This is a genomic window from [Clostridium] saccharolyticum WM1 (genome assembly GCF_000144625.1).
Taxonomy (GTDB): domain Bacteria; phylum Bacillota; class Clostridia; order Lachnospirales; family Lachnospiraceae; genus Lacrimispora; species Lacrimispora saccharolytica.
Genome location: NC_014376.1, coordinates 2,093,890 through 2,109,771, shown reverse-complemented (window position 1 = coordinate 2,109,771; position 15,882 = coordinate 2,093,890). Strand labels below are relative to the sequence as shown.

Here is a 15,882-nt window from a genome sequence, read left to right as displayed (position 1 = left end):
ACCTCACACCTTACCGGCCTCTTTCCCAATAAAACCAGACAGATCGAAGCCTCCTGTTTTCCGGTACATATCATTGACGATAATCCCGGCCACCTCTAACGCCTCCCAGTAACTGGATGCAATGCCCAAAATGAGAAATTCTTCATCCTGGTAAGCGGACCCTGAAATCGTCATTGCCGGATAGATATCAAGTATATTATTCCCATTTACTGCAGGCGTAATCACATAAATCCCCGGACCGGACTTTGACTTACGGATCCCCTGAATGATCCGGTAACGTTTCTTTTTCGCTTTTTCACCTACGTACAAATGGTCATACCAGATTATTTTCATCATCCATCAGCTCTTCCAATAATTCCTTGCAAGTTTCTTTTTCTGCTTCATCCAGACAGCTTTGAAAGCTTCCTTCTATATATGCCTTTATTTCATCAATCGAATTGAAATAGACAGGAAGGTCTGATAAGACCTTAGCCATAATTGCCCTTGCCACAGGCCTGGAAGCGCCGGTTAACACCTTCTCAAGCTCTTCAAAATACTCTCCTGCCCTTTCCTCCAGAAAGGAACGGTCAACTATGGCTGTTTCTACTTTTTCGCCCGTCTTTTTTAATGCCACGAAGCTGCTTCCGGACAAAAGCCTGTCCACATTCACTGCCTTAATGTAATCCGGATCCTGATTCCATTGATTGCTCTCTTCCGGCAGTTCCGCCCTTAAATAACGCTCATAGCATGCTTCCTGTCTTCCCTCCAGTTGTGTGAGCCTGTCAAAAAAATCTTCATTTACGGGAGTAAAATCTTCTTTGCTGAACTTTTCCAGAATCTCCCCCGTTAAGGAAGAGTACAGTTCCTCCTCTTTCACATCGATAACTGCTTCCTGCCTGGCAAATATAAGAACGCAGAAATCATTGATGATATCCTGTAGCATGAGGTAAAGTCCTGACTCATCCATAAGTCCTTCACAGGCAAGGCTAAGCTTTGCAGCAGCTTCTTCATAGCCTTCCCCAGTCATGGTCTTATAATCTGCATGGCGGAACTGTTCCAAAAGCTCAAATAAGTCTTTATGCCCTTCCTCCATACCCATCGGCAGCTTCGCCATGGATTCCGTGCGCAGGGTATCCATCATATCCTGAAGGTTTTCCCTTGGTGAACCTATATAAACAGACAGCCCTTCCATAACAAGGCTGTAAAATTTCTGTTTGGTCAGACGAACCGGAAGCTGTCCGATGATCTGCCTGATCCTTCCGTTCATTACAGCCGTTTCTTTGGTATCCGTTATAAAATCTACGAGACGCTTTGCAAAGCTTTCATCATCAAGCCCGGTTTCCGGCAGTACCCTAAACGTTCGTTCCATTCTGTTTAAAACATATTCATAAATCTGAAAGCAATCGGTATAGGAAGTCAGGACCTCCACTTCATGAGTAATGTCCTTCCGAAGCTTCAGCAGTTCTTCTTCTGCATTTTTACCGGAGAAATGCTCCTTAAGCAATCCATTAAGCCGCTGGCAGCAGGAAAAGATACGCTCCGGGATCACCGGCTTCTCTCCTATGATTTCAAATAAAGTGTAATAATTCAGCACCAGTCTTACATAAGAGTACTGGTACGCTGCAGTCATCTGTTTTTTCAGCAAACGGGTCTCCACTTTTCTCTCCTTCCGGAAGGTTTCATGAATGGTAGTGCTTAAGAATGGAACGGCGCAGCAGGTCTAAAGCCTTTACCACAGACTGTTCCCTGATTTTTTCCCGATTTCCCTTAAAATGATATTCTTCAACCTGAACTTTATCCTTTGTATAGCAGGCCATATAAACAAGTCCTACTGGCTTTTCGCCTTCCGCATCCGGTCCTGCGATTCCCGTTACTGCAATACAGACATCCGCATCGGCTGCAAAAACACCTCCGATAGCCATTTCCCTGGCAGTCTGCTCACTGACCGCACCGTATTTTTTCAAGGTGCTCTTGCTTACATCAAGCAGCTTTCTCTTAGACTTGTTGGAGTAGGTGATAAAGCCTTCCCGGAACACCTGAGACGCACCCGGTACGTTTACCAGACGGCCGGCGATCAGTCCGCCGGTACAGGATTCCGCAGTAGTAACTGTCAGCTCATATTTTTTTAGGAGGCGGACAACTGCCATTTCAATGGTCTCTTCCTCCTTTGTTGTATATACGTCGTCCCCGAACCGGCTTTTGATCTCCTTTACCACCGGCTTTAACAGTCCTTTTGCCTCATCCTCATCTGACGCCTTTGCAGTGACCCTTAAGTGTACCTCAGCCGTCTTTGCATATGTGGCAATGGTTGGATTGGACTGGCCGTCAATAAGATCCAGAAGCTTATCCTCTACCTGGCTCTCCCCGTGTCCGCAGATTTTGACCATTTGAGAACGGATCACTTCAGGCTGGAGCTTCTTAAGATAAGGGAATACCCGGTCTTGAAACAGTGGCTTTAACTCATTGGGAGGTCCGGGAAGTAAAATTGCAGCCTTTCCATCCTTTTCCATAATAAGTCCGGGAGCGGTGCCGTTGTCATTATCAAGTACGGCTGCACCCTGAGGAACAAGAGCCTGCTTCCAGTTATTGTCAGGGATTTCTTTATCAATGCTGTTTTTAAAATATGCCTTGATCCGTTCCTTTGTATGATCATCCTCTACCAGAGGAATGCCCATGACCTGGGCGCAGACCTCTTTTGTCAGATCATCCTCCGTAGGCCCCAGGCCGCCGGTTAAAATAACAAGATCCGAACGCTTTAATGCAGTTTCAAATGTCTCAGAAAGGCGTTCCCTGTTGTCACCTACCGTCACCTGGTGATACATGGAAAGTCCCAAAAGAGCGCATTTTTCCGCCAGGTATTGGGTGTTGGTATTTACAATATTTCCAAGAAGAAGCTCCGTTCCAACCGAAATCAGTTCAACAACCATGATCACATACTCCCTTCCATAAGAACGCGATAATTTTTTGCTATATAATCAATCAGTGATACCACAGTAAGGACGGCGGCGATCCAGATAAACGCCGTTGTAACAATGGATAATGCCGGAAAGTCCAGGATAAGAAGAACCGACATGATCATCTGGGAAACCGTCTTAAATTTCCCCCAATAGCTGGCAGCAATCACCACCCCATTATCAGAGGCCACCAGACGGAAACCACTGATAATGAATTCCCTGCTTATGATCACGATTACGATCCAGGCTGAAAGCTGGCCCAGGGCTGTAAAGCAGATTAGGCCTGCACATACCAGCAGCTTATCCGCAAGAGGATCCATAAACTTGCCGAAATTGGTCACCAGGCCGTACTTTCTTGCAATCTTCCCATCCAGTAAGTCCGTAAAGCTGGCCACAATGAAAATGACAGCTGCAATATAACGGTATGTTGCATTGGTACCTCCGTCAAGCAGCAGAAACAAAACAAAAAACGGAATCATAATAACCCTTAAAATCGTTAGCTTATTCGGTAAATTCATCCTCCAACTCTCCTATCAAATCATATTCCATGGCCCCAGTGACGCGGACACTGGCAAAATCACCTGACATCAGCTCTTCGTCCGTCTGGACAAAGATCATCCCATCCACACCTGGTCCATCCATATAGGTGCGGCCTACATAAGCATTTTCATCCGCCACCTTGCCTTCGATCATGACTTCCAGTGTCTTCCCGATCATGGACCTGGAAAAATCGTATGAGATCTCCTGCTGCAGCTCCATGATGGCATCACGGCGTTCTTCCTTTACCTCCTGTAAAACCTGATCCGGGAACTCCGCTGCAGGTGTATCTTCTTCTGCGGAATATACAAATACTCCCAAACGCTGGAATTCCATCTCATCCACAAATTCCATCAGTTCTTCGTGATCCTCCTGGGTCTCCCCTGGAAATCCGGAGATAAGAGTAGTCCTGAGAGCTATATCCGGAATTTCTTTCCGGAGCTTTTCCACGATCTCCTGAAGCTGGGCCTTTGTGGTTCTGCGCCCCATGCGTTTTAAAATACGGTCACTGGCATGCTGGATCGGTAAGTCCAGATAATTACAGACCTTCTCTTCTTCCTTTATGGTCTGGATCAGCTCATCTGTGATCTCTTCCGGATAACAGTACTGGATTCGGATCCACCGGATACCTGATATTCGGCATAATTTTTTAAGAAGCTTCGGAAGAGCTTTCTCCCCATAAAGATCCAAACCGTAAAGGGTTGTCTCCTGGGCCACTAATATCAGCTCCTTTACCCCCATTTCAGCCAGCCTTTCCGCTTCCTTTACCAGGCGTTCCATGGGAACACTACGGTAGTTCCCCCTGAGGGAAGGTATGATACAGTAAGTACAATGCTTGTCACATCCTTCTGCTATCTTTAAAAATGCATAATGACCTCCTGTTGTAAGAATCCGTTCCGTTTCCACTTCAGGAAGCCCATCCAGATCATGAAAGCGCTGTACATGCTCTTTTCCGCCAAGTGCATCTGAAAGTACGTGGGAAATCTCGTCATAGGTGGAAGTCCCTAAGATTCCATCCACTTCCGGGATCTCGTCAATGATCTCCTGCTTATACCGCTGAGCCAGGCATCCGGTTACGATCAATGCTTTGCATTTGCCGTCTCCCTTTCTCTGAGCCATTTCCAGTATGGTGTTTATACTTTCCTCTTTCGCATCACCAATAAAGCAGCAGGTGTTGATCACAATCACATCAGCCTCATACTCATCGTCTGTAAAAGTATATCCGTCTTTATTCAGAAGGCCCAGCATCATCTCCGTATCCACGAGATTCTTATCGCAGCCCAGTGAAACACATAATAGCTTCATGTTTAAACTCCTGTCATTCTTAGTTGTTGCGGCTTTCGCCTGTGGATGTGCAGACATTTCCTCCGGCTTATAGTTCACGCAAATGGGAAAGGCCATCTCATCCAAAAGGGAGACGGCCTTCATCCTAATTATCGTCTTCTTCCGTAGCATCCGCTTCGCTTAAAATCTTCACTTTGCCCTCATACAGTTCCTCTACGGCAACAGAAAGCGGTTTCTTGCCGGCTCCCAAAATCTCCGGCTCTGAGCCGCCGATGATCTGCCTTGCTCTTTTGGCAGCGGCAATCACGATGGAATAACGGCTCTGTACGACAGGAGCTTCTCCTGGCTCTACCTCGCTGTTTACTACATTAATCAAATCTGAATAAGATGGATGTAACATCTTTCATTCCCCTTTCTCAATCGGCTCTATATATTCTTTAATTCTTCCCGGATATGGGCCAAAAATGCCATATTATTGGAAGCCCGGTTATGCTGGACCTGAATCATACGGTGCATTTCTTCCACACAAGTGTCTATATTCTCATTAATAAGGATATAATCATAGGCCTCCATGCCTTCCGCTTCCTCCGCTGCCCGGCGAAGCCTGGCATTGATCACATCCATGTTTTCCGTACCGCGGCCGATGAGACGGCGCTTTAACTCTTCCGCATTGGGAGGCATAACAAAAATCAAAATTGCAGAAGGGAAACGTTCCTTTACCTTAAGCGCTCCCTGAATTTCAATTTCCAAAATAACATCCTTCCCCATTCTCATCTGGTTCAAAACATATTCCTTGGGCGTGCCATAATAATGATTGACGTACTGGGCATATTCGATCAAATCTTCCTTTTCCATCATATCCTTAAAGTGTTCTTCTGTCACAAAGAAGTATTCCCTGCCTTCTTCTTCTCCCTCTCTGGGATTTCTGGTCGTGGCGGAAATGGACAATGCGTAATTATCATACCGTTTCAGAAGCTCCTTCATCAAGGTTCCCTTGCCGGCTCCTGAAAATCCGGATACAACTACCAATATGCCATGCTCATTCATGTCGTTCCTTACTCTCCTACTCAATATTCTGGATCTGTTCCCTTACCTTTTCAATTTCGGTCTTCAGTGCGATGGCCTTATCGGAAATTTCCAGGTCATTGGCTTTGGAAAGAATGGTGTTTGCCTCCCGGTTCATCTCCTGAGCAATAAAATCCAGCTTTCTTCCCACGCTTCCGCCTGTGTTAAGCTCTGTACAAGTATTTTCAATGTGGTTTTTAAGCCGTACGGTTTCTTCATCCACACAGATTTTATCAGCAAAAATTGTAACCTCTGTGGCTATCCTGCCTTCGTCAACAGAAGCACTTGCCAGCAGCTCCTTTACCTTGTCCTCCAGCTTTGTCCTGTATTCCAGAAGGATTCTGGGGGACCGTTCCTCTATAAATTCCACAATCCCAGTCATAAACTTAAGCTTTCCAAGAAGATCATTCTTTAAATTTTCTCCTTCAGTTTCTCTGGATTCCACAAAACGTTTTGCCGCTTCTTCCATGGTTTCTGAAAGAATCTTCCACATCTGCTCCTCATCCTCCGGCACCTCTTCCATAGTAAGGACCTCCGGACATCTGGCCAGGGCCGATACCTTGATGTCGTTTTGTATCCCGAACTGTGCCTCCATCTTTGCGAAATAATCCATATATTCGGCGGCCAGCGCATTGTTATACTTTAAACACAGCTTATTTTCTGTGTAATCCTCATAGCTGATGAATACATCTACTTTCCCGCGCTGGATATAATTCTTTAACAGATTCCTGATTCCCGCTTCAAAGTAATTAAACTTTTTCGGCATCTTTATGCTTAAATCCAAATATCTGTGATTTACAGCCTTCATCTCGACGGAAATCTTGTACTCATCCGTGACAGTTTCGCATCTGCCAAAACCTGTCATGCTCTTGATCATTCTATATGCCTCTCTTTCGCCATAGATATCATCCATTATAAGTCATAACAAAATACAAGTCAATTGCTTTTAAATTTTACAGAAGGCTAATTCTGTGTTATACTATCCTATTATATATCTATTTACCGGAGGAACAGGCAATGGCATTAGACGGAATTGTTATGGCAAATCTCACAGCAGAGATGAAAGACCGGCTGGAAGGCGGAAAAATCGCAAAAATCGCTCAGCCAGAGAAAGATGAACTGCTGTTTACTGTTAAAAACCAGAAAAATACATGGAGACTCTTAATCTCGGCAAGTGCCAGTCTCCCGCTTATTTATTTTACGGAAGCAAATAAGCAAAGCCCCATGACCGCCCCGAATTTCTGTATGCTTTTAAGAAAGCATATTGGAAACGGCCGCATCATCCGGGTAAGCCAGCCGGGACTGGAACGGATCTTATGCATGGAAGTAGAACATTTTGATGAATTAGGCGACAAACGAATCAAAAAACTAATTGTTGAAATCATGGGAAAACACAGCAACATCATCTTTTGTAATGAAGAAAATATGATTTTAGACAGCATCAAGCACATTTCCGCCCAGGTCAGCTCCATACGTGAGGTATTGCCGGGAAGAACCTATTTTATTCCGCAGACCATGGAAAAGAAAGACCCGCTGACCATTACTCAGGAGGAATTTCTTGATGTGATCGGCCATACGGCTGCACCTATACAAAAAGCGCTGTACATGAAACTGACCGGTATAAGTCCTATTATGGGCCATGAGCTCTGCCACCTTGCATCCATTGACGGGGATTTGTCTGCCAATGGGCTGTCAGAACTGGAGCTGGTTCATTTGTATCACATGTTTTCCTTCGTCATGGAGGATATAAAGCATGGTCATTTTGCTCCAAATATTATCTATAAAAAGGAAGAGCCTGTAGAATTCTCTTCTCTTCACTTAACCTGCTATCAGGGAGAAGATTATGTTTCCAAATGCTTTGATTCCATCAGTTCCCTTTTGGAAACCTATTATGCTTCCAAAAATACCATTACCAGAATCCGCCAAAAATCCGTGGATTTACGAAAAATCGTGCAGACCGCTTTGGAACGGAACTATAAAAAATACGATCTGCAGTCCAAACAGCTAAAAGATACGGACAAAAAGGACAAGTATAAGGTCTACGGTGAGCTTATCAATACCTATGGCTATGAATTGACAGGAGGGGAAAAGCAGCTTATCTGCCTTAATTACTACACCAATGAGGAAATCACCATTCCTCTTGACGATCAACTGTCTGCAAAGGAAAATGCTCAAAAGTATTTTGACAAGTACAACAAGCTGAAGCGTACATTCGAAGCCGTAACAGAGCAAATAGCGGAAACCAGACAGGAAATTGATCATCTGGAATCCGTCAGTGCCGCTTTGGATATCGCCTTAATGGAAGAGGATCTTGTACAGATTAAAGAAGAGCTGATGGAGTATGGTTATATTAAACACCGACGCTCCGGTGACAAAAAGCCTAAGATCACAAGCAAGCCTTTCCACTACCTATCTTCAGACGGCTTCCATATTTATGTTGGAAAAAATAATTATCAGAATGAAGAGCTGACCTTTAAAGTGGCAGGAAACAGTGACTGGTGGTTCCATGCAAAAGGAATCCCGGGATCCCATGTGATCGTAAAATCCGAAGGGAAAGAGCTTCCAGACCGGGTATTTGAAGAGGCAGGTGCTTTGGCCGCCTACTATTCCAAGGGCCGTGAAAATGATAAGGTGGAAGTAGATTATGTGCAGAAAAAGCAGATTAAAAAGGTAGCCGGAGCTGCGCCCGGCTTTGTTATCTACCATACGAATTATTCCATGGTCGCCGAGCCTGGAATTCTTTTGGAAGAGTGTAAATAAATTCAATATGATTTTTTCTATAACATCTTAAAAAAGAATGCATCAAGTTTATTCAAACGCAGAACTGCGGCTTTGATTGTTATCTCAAAGCCGCAGTTCTGCGTTTGCCGGTCAGCAAGACTTATCTAAACCGCCAGTTACTCTCCCTCAGTTTTTTTACATCCAAGTCCCGGTAACTTTCCACTGTTTCATGGGCACCGGAGGTGTCCTGTTTTATCTCTGTCCCCCTGTAGGCAATCACGTAACAGCCTGCATCAAGTCCTGCGCGGATTCCGTTAAAGGAATCTTCTACCACCACCGCCTCATTTGCGTGGATTCCCAGCCGCCTGACTGCCTCCAGGTACAGGTCTGGGAAGGGCTTGGAACGGCCGGCTGCCTCCTATATAGATTAAAATACTCCCTGATTCTTAATCGATCCAGCACATATTCTACATAGTCCTGGCCGGAGGAAGAAACTACTGCCAGAAGAATCCCCTCTTTTTTAAGACTTTCCAAAAAGCCTTCCAGCCCGTCCATGGGCGTTAATTTCTCCCTATAAAACCGCTCGTTAAACAGCGTCCTTTGAACGCGGATCAGTTCTTCCGTATCATAATTCTCCAGGCCGAAGTCCTGTTTCAGCCGTTCAGTGATAACGTGGATATCTGCCCCAATCAGATATGCCAGTTCCTCCACTGAAGCCAACTTGCCCAGCGTTCCCAGTATTTGGGAAACACAGGACAGGTAGATGCTCTCACTGTCCATCAGTACGCCGTCACAGTCAAATAAAACTGCCTTTAACATAGGTCCCTCTTTTACAGGCTGTTCCTAAAATCCTTCAGCCTTTCCATAAATCGCTTTACCCGGTCCTTATCCACAGGATTTTCAAATATTCCGTCCTTTTTCAGGCTGGTGGCAATAAATGCCGCATCACAAATTGAGAATATCTCTTCAACCGTCTCATACTTCACACCCGTGGAAGCTACCAGAACCATATCCGGCATGGACTTTCTCAACTGATGCAGCAAAGACATATCTGCAGACTGTCCGGCAGTTGCTCCCGGCACGGCAAATCCGTCCGGCATGTTCATAAACTTAGACGCCGCCGCAGAGGCCAAAGGATCACGCCCACCGATATCCGCGCTTGACTCAGGCACCACATAGTGGATCATCTTTACGTCATCTGCATGAAGATTGTGACGCAGACGCACATAATCTCCGATGGCAGTGTCATACAGCCCCAGGTTTCCGGAGTATACCCCTGAAAATGTTCCTCTGGTGAATTTTGCTCCGACGCTGGCGCACAACGCCACGCTGTCGCTGGGACTACTGATGACATTTGCACCGTAAGGGACTTTGATATATGGTTTCAGACGGCCAATGATATAGGCCATTGCAGCCATGATTTCTCTGGGAGGATTCTTCTGGTAGGGAAAACTGAATTCATTGGAGAAATGCAGTGCATCAATCCCTCCTTCCTGAAGAGACTGAACATCAGACAAAGCTGCTTCATATATTCTTTCCAGTCCACCCTCTGCATCATAAAGCGGATCACCGGGAAGCGCCAGCAGGTGAACCAGACCGAAAGCCGCTTTTTCTGTTCCAATGACATCTGAAAGCCAGGTTTTTCTCATAATAACTCACATTCCTTTCGCTTAGCCCAGGCACAAATCGTAATAAAAGTACATGAGCCTCATTTTATTTTACTGTCATATTTTTCCTTGGAAATATAATAAGTGTGTTCATAAGAATTTCGTTACAGCCATCTCAGACTATAAGTACATTAAAACTATATCAACGTTGCGGCCTGATCTCACAATTTTATAAAATTCCAAATAATGCCGCAATAATGGCAACTGCAAACAAAATAATCATGATCTTGAACACACTGACTCTTTTCTTCATTAACCCAAAGCACAACATAACAAAAATCACGCTTAACATTCCTGGAAGAATAGAATCCAGCAAATCCTGAATGACGACGGAGGTCTTACCAATGTTGATCGCAAGAGGCGTCACAATGGAAACATTATTCACCATCATGGCTCCTGCAATAATCAGTCCCAGGATAGAAAGGCTGTTAGTGATCTTCCTCATGATTGCTACATCAGTGATCTTGCCCAGCACATTTTGCCCAAGGCGGTAGCCGGAGAAGAACGTAAAATACCCCAGCCCTCCGATATAAGCACCCATAAGGATTGCATAAATAAACGGCGCCGCAATGTTTCCCTTTAAAGTCATATCCACAAAAATTGCCAGCAGAACGGTTTTGAATAGTCCCTGGGTAATGGTATCCCCAATGCCTGCCAGAGGTCCCATCAGACCAATTTTAACACTGTTGATCATCTCATCGCTGATGGTGCCTTCGTTGGCCCTCTCCTCTTCCATGGAGCACACTATCCCCGGTATAAACGCCCCCCAATTGTTCTCTGTGTTGAAAAATACCATGTGGCGCTTCAATGCGGACGCCCGCTCCTCCTTTGTCTTATAAAGACGGTTGATCACAGGCGTCATGGCATGGCAGAAGCCTAAGGACATTAAACGTTCATAGCTTAAGCAGGATTCTGAAGTGGTCTCCCAGATCAAAAAACAGCGGAGCAAATCCGACTTTCTCAGCTTCTTTTCATTGTTTTCATTTGCTGCAACAATGGTTTCATCCATCTTTAGTTTCCTCCTTCTGTCAGTTTGTCCAGATTCAGGGTCCAGTAAAGAACTGCGCAGGCCCCGCCTAACAGGGCGCAGGCGATGATATCCATATGAAGGTATGCCACACAAAGGAACCCTACCACGATAAATGGAGAAAACCTGGGATTGAATACAGTCTTAAGCATCATTGCGATTCCCAGAGCCGGAAGAATCATGCCGACAGTGGTCAGTGCTTTGGACACAAATGCCGGAATATGATTCATAAACGCCTCCAGATAAGAGGAGCCAAAGTATACGGCCAGAAAAGCCGGAATTCCCCACAGCAGCCCGCACAAAAGGTTGGGAAGCAGCCAGTTGTAGATCCATATCCTGTTGGTTTTTCCCTCTTCCACATATTTATCAGCCATATGTACAAATGCCACGCAAACCGTCATGAAAATATTGCTTGCAATCAGGCCCAGAGTCCCCAGAGCAACTGCCAGCGTGATTCCAATCTCCGGTGTCTGGTGCGAAGCAATGGTAACTGCAGTTGCGATAATGCCAGCATAGGATTTGTCATAAGATGAAATGCCTCCCACTGTCACCTGTCCCATGTACAGAAGCTGGATGGTAGCTCCGATCATTGCGCCGGAACGCCAGTCCCCCATCAGGATCCCAGTAATGGTTCCGCTTACAAGCGGCGCGCCTCTGACGATCCATACCAGATATTCCGATACCACCATGCCGTTAAACCATGCCCAGAAAGCTACTAAAATCGATTGAATTAACATGTTGTTTCCCCCTTTACCGTTCATCCTTCAAATAGTGTCTGCTTTTCATTGGGTGTTACCTGGAAATACACCTTTACTCCGGATTCCTTCATATCTTTTAAAGTTTTCCGTTCCTCCTCACTGGCAGAAATATTCTTAAACAGCTTTTTGCGTTCTGCATTTGCCCCCATTCCGCCTACATTCAGTTCTCTGAGTCTGATATCTGTGTCAAACAACAGCCTTGCGACCTTGGGATATTTCACCAGGATCAGCGTGTTTTTGTCCGCGGCGTCGAATTCCTCCGCCATCTCCCTTGCCTTGTCAGTACCAGTAATCACAAGCTCTGTATCCGGCGGAGATACCATTTTCATTACATTCGTGATAAATGCGTCCTTAGCCACATCATCATCTACAATCCATATTCGTTTGATGGACAGGTTTTTCGCCCATGCCGCAACAATCTGTCCATGGATCAGCCGGTCATCGATTCGAATCATCCTGACGCTCATTTTCTGCTCCTTTCCCTTCTCTCATATCCGTTCCTTCAAGTCCACGATTCCCTCAGTACCCGCTGTCACCGCGATCTTTTTTAGTTCTTTTACCGGCATATTTCCCACAAAATTAAATACCTGAATAGCCATAGCCAGATTCATGCCTGTTACTATCTCCACCCGGTCCTTGTCCTCCAATGAGGCGAACACACGAGAGGCTGTGATAAACGGCGTTCCTCCAAAAATGTCAGTCAGGATCAGGAGCCCATCTTCCGCATCCTCTATTTTACGGCGGATGTCCTGCTCATAACGGTTTAAATCTGTACCCAACGGAAGCGTTAAATACTCCACTCCTGACATCTCTCCCAGCACCATGTTGGATGTGGCCCATATTTCCCTGGCTAAATCCCCATGACTTAATAAAAGTACTTTACTCATATAACCTCCTTACATAATTTTTCTTGCTCTCATCATACTGTAATAGGGTTTGTTATGTAAAATTTCATCATAAATTAACACATTTCTCATTTGTGTTTATACATTTTACATAATTTTCATTTTTTATTAAAGAAGTAAATACCTTTTGTGTAATGTGTGTCAAAGTATGGCGATGATTTTTACACACTTTCACGTATTTCCTTGCGTTTCAATATGATCCGTGTTAGAATTTCACCAAGATATTACACGCATTTTTACAAAAAAATGCAAAGGAGAGCCACTGCAATGACACATAACACAACTATACTGAATTCCGTACGGGAACAGACCCTGCAAATTCTTGAAAGTGGAGATATTGACGGCCATGGCGTTGATGCCTATACCCTTGCCATTGACCTGAAAATGGACAGGGCAAACGTATCCAGAGCCTTAAATGATCTCTGGCGGGATGGCCTCCTGATAAAATTTCAGGGAAAACCCACCCTGTTTTTGGACAGAAAGCTGGTAACAGAATACCAGCCCGGCTTTTTTATCCCTCAGACCGTGGCAAAAGGTGAAGTTCTTTCCAATCTGATCAAGGCTTCGGACAACAGGAAACAATCAGACAGAGCTATCTTTCTGGAAGAGCTAATCGGAGCGGACACCAGTCTTAAGGATATCATTGCCCTTGCCAAGGCCTCTGTTTCCTATCCGCCTTATGGGCTACACACCCTGCTCTTCGGCTCCATCGGCGTGGGCAAAAGCAAATTCGCCCACTGTATGTATCTATACAAAAAAACGCTGGCCTCAACTGACAGTGCCATTCCCTTTATTCCCGTGACCTGCCATAGCTTTTCTGACAATCCCAAACTGTTTTCCCAGCAGCTTCTGGGACTGGCCAGAGATGTAGTCTCTAACAAATCGCGGCGCGGCTTCCTGGACGCAGCCAAAGGAGGGATTCTTTTCTTTGATGGAATCGAGCACCTGTCTCCTGCCTCTTTGGAACTTATTACCTCAGTAATTACTAAAAACTATTATAACCGTATCGGCGATACCTCCCTGCGTGACCTCCAGTGTATGATAATCGCCTCCACCACCTGCAAAAGCAGCAATGACCCCATTCGCATTTTGGCGGAAAGGTTTCCTTCTGCCATTTCCATCCCTGATCTGGAGGTACGGGGGATCCACGAAAAAATAGAGCTGATCATCCAGCTCTTTTCTGAGGAAGCACGCATCATCCATCTTCCTATAAAAATTTCCAAAGACGCAATTTCCTGTATGGCTAACATGAACTATACCAGAAATATCATTCAACTGATGAATGAAATCAAGACCGCCTGCTCCCGTGCCTATCTGGACAGCCTTTCTAACCACTGCCGGACTGTTTACATCCATCTTCACGATCTGTCCCAAGAGCTTCTTTCTTTCATAGATTGTTCCGCAAACAAGCAGGAGCTTGTCCGCCATATCCTGGAGGAAATACCTGACCAGTACATCGAGCTGGACCAAAACGGAGGTTCCAAATACTTAAATTCATTTAAATCCGCCCCCTCTACATCCGAGGCCAGCCACCAGCAGCTTCTGGAAAACCATCTGAGCATGGAGATCGAATCCATTGACAACATTTATCAGACCGTAGTGGAAAACATCGCCCGGCTGTCCAACTGCAGGGATACAGAGCTTCATGCCATTAAGCGGAATATCTATCCTATTGTATTCCAGATTGTTATCGCTCAGCTGCAAAAGAAAGGCAAGTTTGAGGAGAGCAAAAAGCATATCCATCTTTTATATGGGATTCTTTTGCATATCACCAATTTTTTAAAAAGGGAAGACAGCCATTTGCTGCCAGATCCCTGCGAGGCTCCCGCCGCATCCCTGGACAGTTTCCCGGAAGAATATCAGATGGCTCTGGATATTATGGAAAATCTGTCTCAGATTTACTCCTGTTATTTCTCCAACCGGGAAATTGATTACCTGGCCTCCTATTTTGCCATTTTTTCCAACTGGATAACAACCGTTAATCTGGGACTTTTAGTGATCTGCCATGGTGAAACGATTGCTTCGGACATGGTGAGTTATGCCCTGAAAACCATTTATGATGACTATATTATAGATTATATCAACTTCTCCTCCACCATGAGCTTAAAGGAGTGCCTGGATCTAGCAGTGGAAAAGGCAAAGCAGTTAAACCGTGGCTCCGGCATCCTGATTTTCACCGATATGGAGCCGTTGACCACCATCAACGAATATATTACCAGACAAACTGGCATTGACACCAACATCCTCTACCCCGTCACCCTGCCTTTGCTCCTGGAAACCATTCGTCAGATACTGTCCAACCGTTCGGATTTCTCCCTCCTGACGCCTGCCAGTCAGACCCACAGTAGCCGTGCAGCTAACTTAAGCTCCCAGGAAGCCTTTATTCAGAATTTAGTAGACAAGGTAATTTCCAAAACTACGGTATTTTTAGACACCACTAAGGCTGTTAATGTACTTGAAAAATGCCTGAAGGCCACATTGCTGGATCTCAAGATCCCTTATTCCAATGAAATTGCAGCCAAGTATCTATGCCATTGCTGTAATATGCTGGAGCGGGCCATTCGCGGAGAGACCTGGAGCTATACCCGGCTCAACGGCTTCACCAACGAACATCATGAGCTTATGTACACGGTAGAACACAAACTGGAATATGCAGAAAATATTTTCGGGATTAAGATTCCGGCCAGTGAAATCGCATATATAACGGAGATATTCATGGAGTAATCCGGCTGGGACTTTTTTTTCATAATGGAGGACGGATATAAGAATTGATTTGTGAGTGGATTGAAGAATAAAACCAGACGGGAATTCATAAAAGCACCTTGCATTCAAATTCGGCAATCATGCTAGTCAACATTTTGATTATTTTGTCAAGTGTTCTGTGCTAATGAATTTTATTAGATATTTGCTTAAGTTGACATTGACCGCATAGCGGGTAGTTCATGTTTCGTACGTTTTTCGTACTCAACCGGGTCACGAACCATC

Annotated in this window: 17 protein-coding genes; 2 read left to right on the top strand and 15 right to left on the bottom strand. The window is 45.0% G+C overall.

What is annotated here, in order from left to right; translation table 11 throughout:
- Positions 1–3 precede the first annotated feature (3 nt).
- From CLOSA_RS09885 to CLOSA_RS09850, 8 genes are all read right to left on the bottom strand, one after another.
- A complete protein-coding gene (locus CLOSA_RS09885; RefSeq protein WP_242647793.1) occupies positions 4–336 on the bottom strand; it encodes a hypothetical protein in 333 nt (110 codons plus the stop codon).
- On the bottom strand, positions 314–1,624 hold the full coding sequence (locus CLOSA_RS09880) for a hypothetical protein (RefSeq protein ID WP_242647792.1): 1,311 nt from the start codon (positions 1,622–1,624) through the stop codon (positions 314–316). The genes CLOSA_RS09885 and CLOSA_RS09880 overlap by 23 nt, the downstream gene beginning before the upstream one ends.
- A 34-nt stretch (positions 1,625–1,658) precedes the next feature.
- On the bottom strand, positions 1,659–2,906 hold the full coding sequence (locus CLOSA_RS09875) for a competence/damage-inducible protein A (protein WP_013272619.1): 1,248 nt from the start codon (positions 2,904–2,906) through the stop codon (positions 1,659–1,661).
- 2 nt (positions 2,907–2,908) lie between these two features.
- Positions 2,909–3,451, bottom strand: coding sequence for a CDP-diacylglycerol--glycerol-3-phosphate 3-phosphatidyltransferase (pgsA, locus tag CLOSA_RS09870; RefSeq protein WP_013272618.1), 543 nt, complete (start codon positions 3,449–3,451; stop codon positions 2,909–2,911).
- On the bottom strand, positions 3,435–4,775 hold the full coding sequence (gene rimO / locus CLOSA_RS09865) for a 30S ribosomal protein S12 methylthiotransferase RimO (RefSeq protein ID WP_041709084.1): 1,341 nt from the start codon (positions 4,773–4,775) through the stop codon (positions 3,435–3,437). Before rimO ends, pgsA begins: the two co-directional genes overlap by 17 nt.
- Positions 4,776–4,899: 124 nt before the next feature.
- The gene (gene rpoZ, locus CLOSA_RS09860) at positions 4,900–5,154 is read right to left on the bottom strand and encodes a DNA-directed RNA polymerase subunit omega (RefSeq protein WP_013272616.1); all 255 of its coding nucleotides are present in this window, start codon (positions 5,152–5,154) and stop codon (positions 4,900–4,902) included.
- Between the two features lie 26 nt (positions 5,155–5,180).
- The gene (gmk, locus tag CLOSA_RS09855) at positions 5,181–5,801 is read right to left on the bottom strand and encodes a guanylate kinase (RefSeq protein ID WP_013272615.1); all 621 of its coding nucleotides are present in this window, start codon (positions 5,799–5,801) and stop codon (positions 5,181–5,183) included.
- Positions 5,802–5,817: 16 nt separating this feature from the next.
- Positions 5,818–6,696 (bottom strand): YicC/YloC family endoribonuclease, encoded by an 879-nt coding sequence (locus CLOSA_RS09850; RefSeq protein ID WP_013272614.1) that lies wholly within the window; start codon positions 6,694–6,696, stop codon positions 5,818–5,820.
- 140 nt (positions 6,697–6,836) lie between these two features.
- Between CLOSA_RS09850 and CLOSA_RS09845 the strand changes: the two genes are divergently transcribed.
- Positions 6,837–8,579, top strand: coding sequence for an Rqc2 family fibronectin-binding protein (locus tag CLOSA_RS09845; protein WP_013272613.1), 1,743 nt, complete (start codon positions 6,837–6,839; stop codon positions 8,577–8,579).
- A gap of 121 nt (positions 8,580–8,700) precedes the next feature.
- On the opposite strand, the gene CLOSA_RS23405 is transcribed toward CLOSA_RS09845, so the two are convergent.
- From CLOSA_RS23405 to CLOSA_RS09815, 7 genes are all read right to left on the bottom strand, one after another.
- Complete coding sequence (locus CLOSA_RS23405; protein WP_278146378.1) at positions 8,701–8,895, bottom strand: HAD family hydrolase; 195 nt, start codon at positions 8,893–8,895, stop codon at positions 8,701–8,703.
- Positions 8,868–9,359: an HAD family hydrolase gene (locus CLOSA_RS09840; protein WP_013272612.1), complete on the bottom strand. Its 492-nt coding sequence runs from the start codon at positions 9,357–9,359 to the stop codon at positions 8,868–8,870. Before CLOSA_RS09840 ends, CLOSA_RS23405 begins: the two co-directional genes overlap by 28 nt.
- An 11-nt stretch (positions 9,360–9,370) precedes the next feature.
- Positions 9,371–10,189 carry a BtpA/SgcQ family protein gene (locus tag CLOSA_RS09835; RefSeq protein ID WP_013272611.1) on the bottom strand — a complete coding sequence of 273 codons (819 nt, stop codon included), beginning with the start codon at positions 10,187–10,189 and terminating at the stop codon, positions 9,371–9,373.
- A gap of 187 nt (positions 10,190–10,376) precedes the next feature.
- Positions 10,377–11,216, bottom strand: coding sequence for a PTS system mannose/fructose/sorbose family transporter subunit IID (locus CLOSA_RS09830; RefSeq protein WP_013272610.1), 840 nt, complete (start codon positions 11,214–11,216; stop codon positions 10,377–10,379).
- Between the two features lie 2 nt (positions 11,217–11,218).
- Entirely contained in the window at positions 11,219–11,971 is a 753-nt protein-coding gene (locus CLOSA_RS09825) for a PTS mannose/fructose/sorbose/N-acetylgalactosamine transporter subunit IIC (RefSeq protein ID WP_013272609.1), read from the bottom strand.
- A 20-nt stretch (positions 11,972–11,991) separates the two neighbouring features.
- Positions 11,992–12,459 (bottom strand): PTS sugar transporter subunit IIB, encoded by a 468-nt coding sequence (locus tag CLOSA_RS09820; protein WP_013272608.1) that lies wholly within the window; start codon positions 12,457–12,459, stop codon positions 11,992–11,994.
- A 21-nt stretch (positions 12,460–12,480) separates the two neighbouring features.
- On the bottom strand, positions 12,481–12,879 hold the full coding sequence (locus tag CLOSA_RS09815) for a PTS sugar transporter subunit IIA (protein WP_013272607.1): 399 nt from the start codon (positions 12,877–12,879) through the stop codon (positions 12,481–12,483).
- A 285-nt stretch (positions 12,880–13,164) separates the two neighbouring features.
- On the opposite strand from CLOSA_RS09815, the gene CLOSA_RS09810 reads away from it, so the two are divergent.
- Positions 13,165–15,621, top strand: coding sequence for a sigma 54-interacting transcriptional regulator (locus tag CLOSA_RS09810; protein WP_013272606.1), 2,457 nt, complete (start codon positions 13,165–13,167; stop codon positions 15,619–15,621).
- Positions 15,622–15,882: the final 261 nt, after the last annotated feature.

Coding starts and splice junctions, on each gene's coding strand:
- CLOSA_RS09885 (WP_242647793.1), bottom strand. CDS start 336: ATGATGAAAATAATCTGGTATGACCATTTGTACGTAGGTGAAAAAGCG.
- CLOSA_RS09875 (WP_013272619.1), bottom strand. CDS start 2,906: ATGGTTGTTGAACTGATTTCGGTTGGAACGGAGCTTCTTCTTGGAAAT.
- pgsA (WP_013272618.1), bottom strand. CDS start 3,451: ATGAATTTACCGAATAAGCTAACGATTTTAAGGGTTATTATGATTCCG.
- rimO (WP_041709084.1), bottom strand. CDS start 4,775: ATGAAGCTATTATGTGTTTCACTGGGCTGCGATAAGAATCTCGTGGAT.
- rpoZ (WP_013272616.1), bottom strand. CDS start 5,154: ATGTTACATCCATCTTATTCAGATTTGATTAATGTAGTAAACAGCGAG.
- gmk (WP_013272615.1), bottom strand. CDS start 5,801: ATGAATGAGCATGGCATATTGGTAGTTGTATCCGGATTTTCAGGAGCC.
- CLOSA_RS09850 (WP_013272614.1), bottom strand. CDS start 6,696: ATGATCAAGAGCATGACAGGTTTTGGCAGATGCGAAACTGTCACGGAT.
- CLOSA_RS09845 (WP_013272613.1), top strand. CDS start 6,837: ATGGCATTAGACGGAATTGTTATGGCAAATCTCACAGCAGAGATGAAA.
- CLOSA_RS09840 (WP_013272612.1), bottom strand. CDS start 9,359: ATGTTAAAGGCAGTTTTATTTGACTGTGACGGCGTACTGATGGACAGT.
- CLOSA_RS09835 (WP_013272611.1), bottom strand. CDS start 10,189: ATGAGAAAAACCTGGCTTTCAGATGTCATTGGAACAGAAAAAGCGGCT.
- CLOSA_RS09830 (WP_013272610.1), bottom strand. CDS start 11,216: ATGGATGAAACCATTGTTGCAGCAAATGAAAACAATGAAAAGAAGCTG.
- CLOSA_RS09825 (WP_013272609.1), bottom strand. CDS start 11,971: ATGTTAATTCAATCGATTTTAGTAGCTTTCTGGGCATGGTTTAACGGC.
- CLOSA_RS09820 (WP_013272608.1), bottom strand. CDS start 12,459: ATGAGCGTCAGGATGATTCGAATCGATGACCGGCTGATCCATGGACAG.
- CLOSA_RS09815 (WP_013272607.1), bottom strand. CDS start 12,879: ATGAGTAAAGTACTTTTATTAAGTCATGGGGATTTAGCCAGGGAAATA.
- CLOSA_RS09810 (WP_013272606.1), top strand. CDS start 13,165: ATGACACATAACACAACTATACTGAATTCCGTACGGGAACAGACCCTG.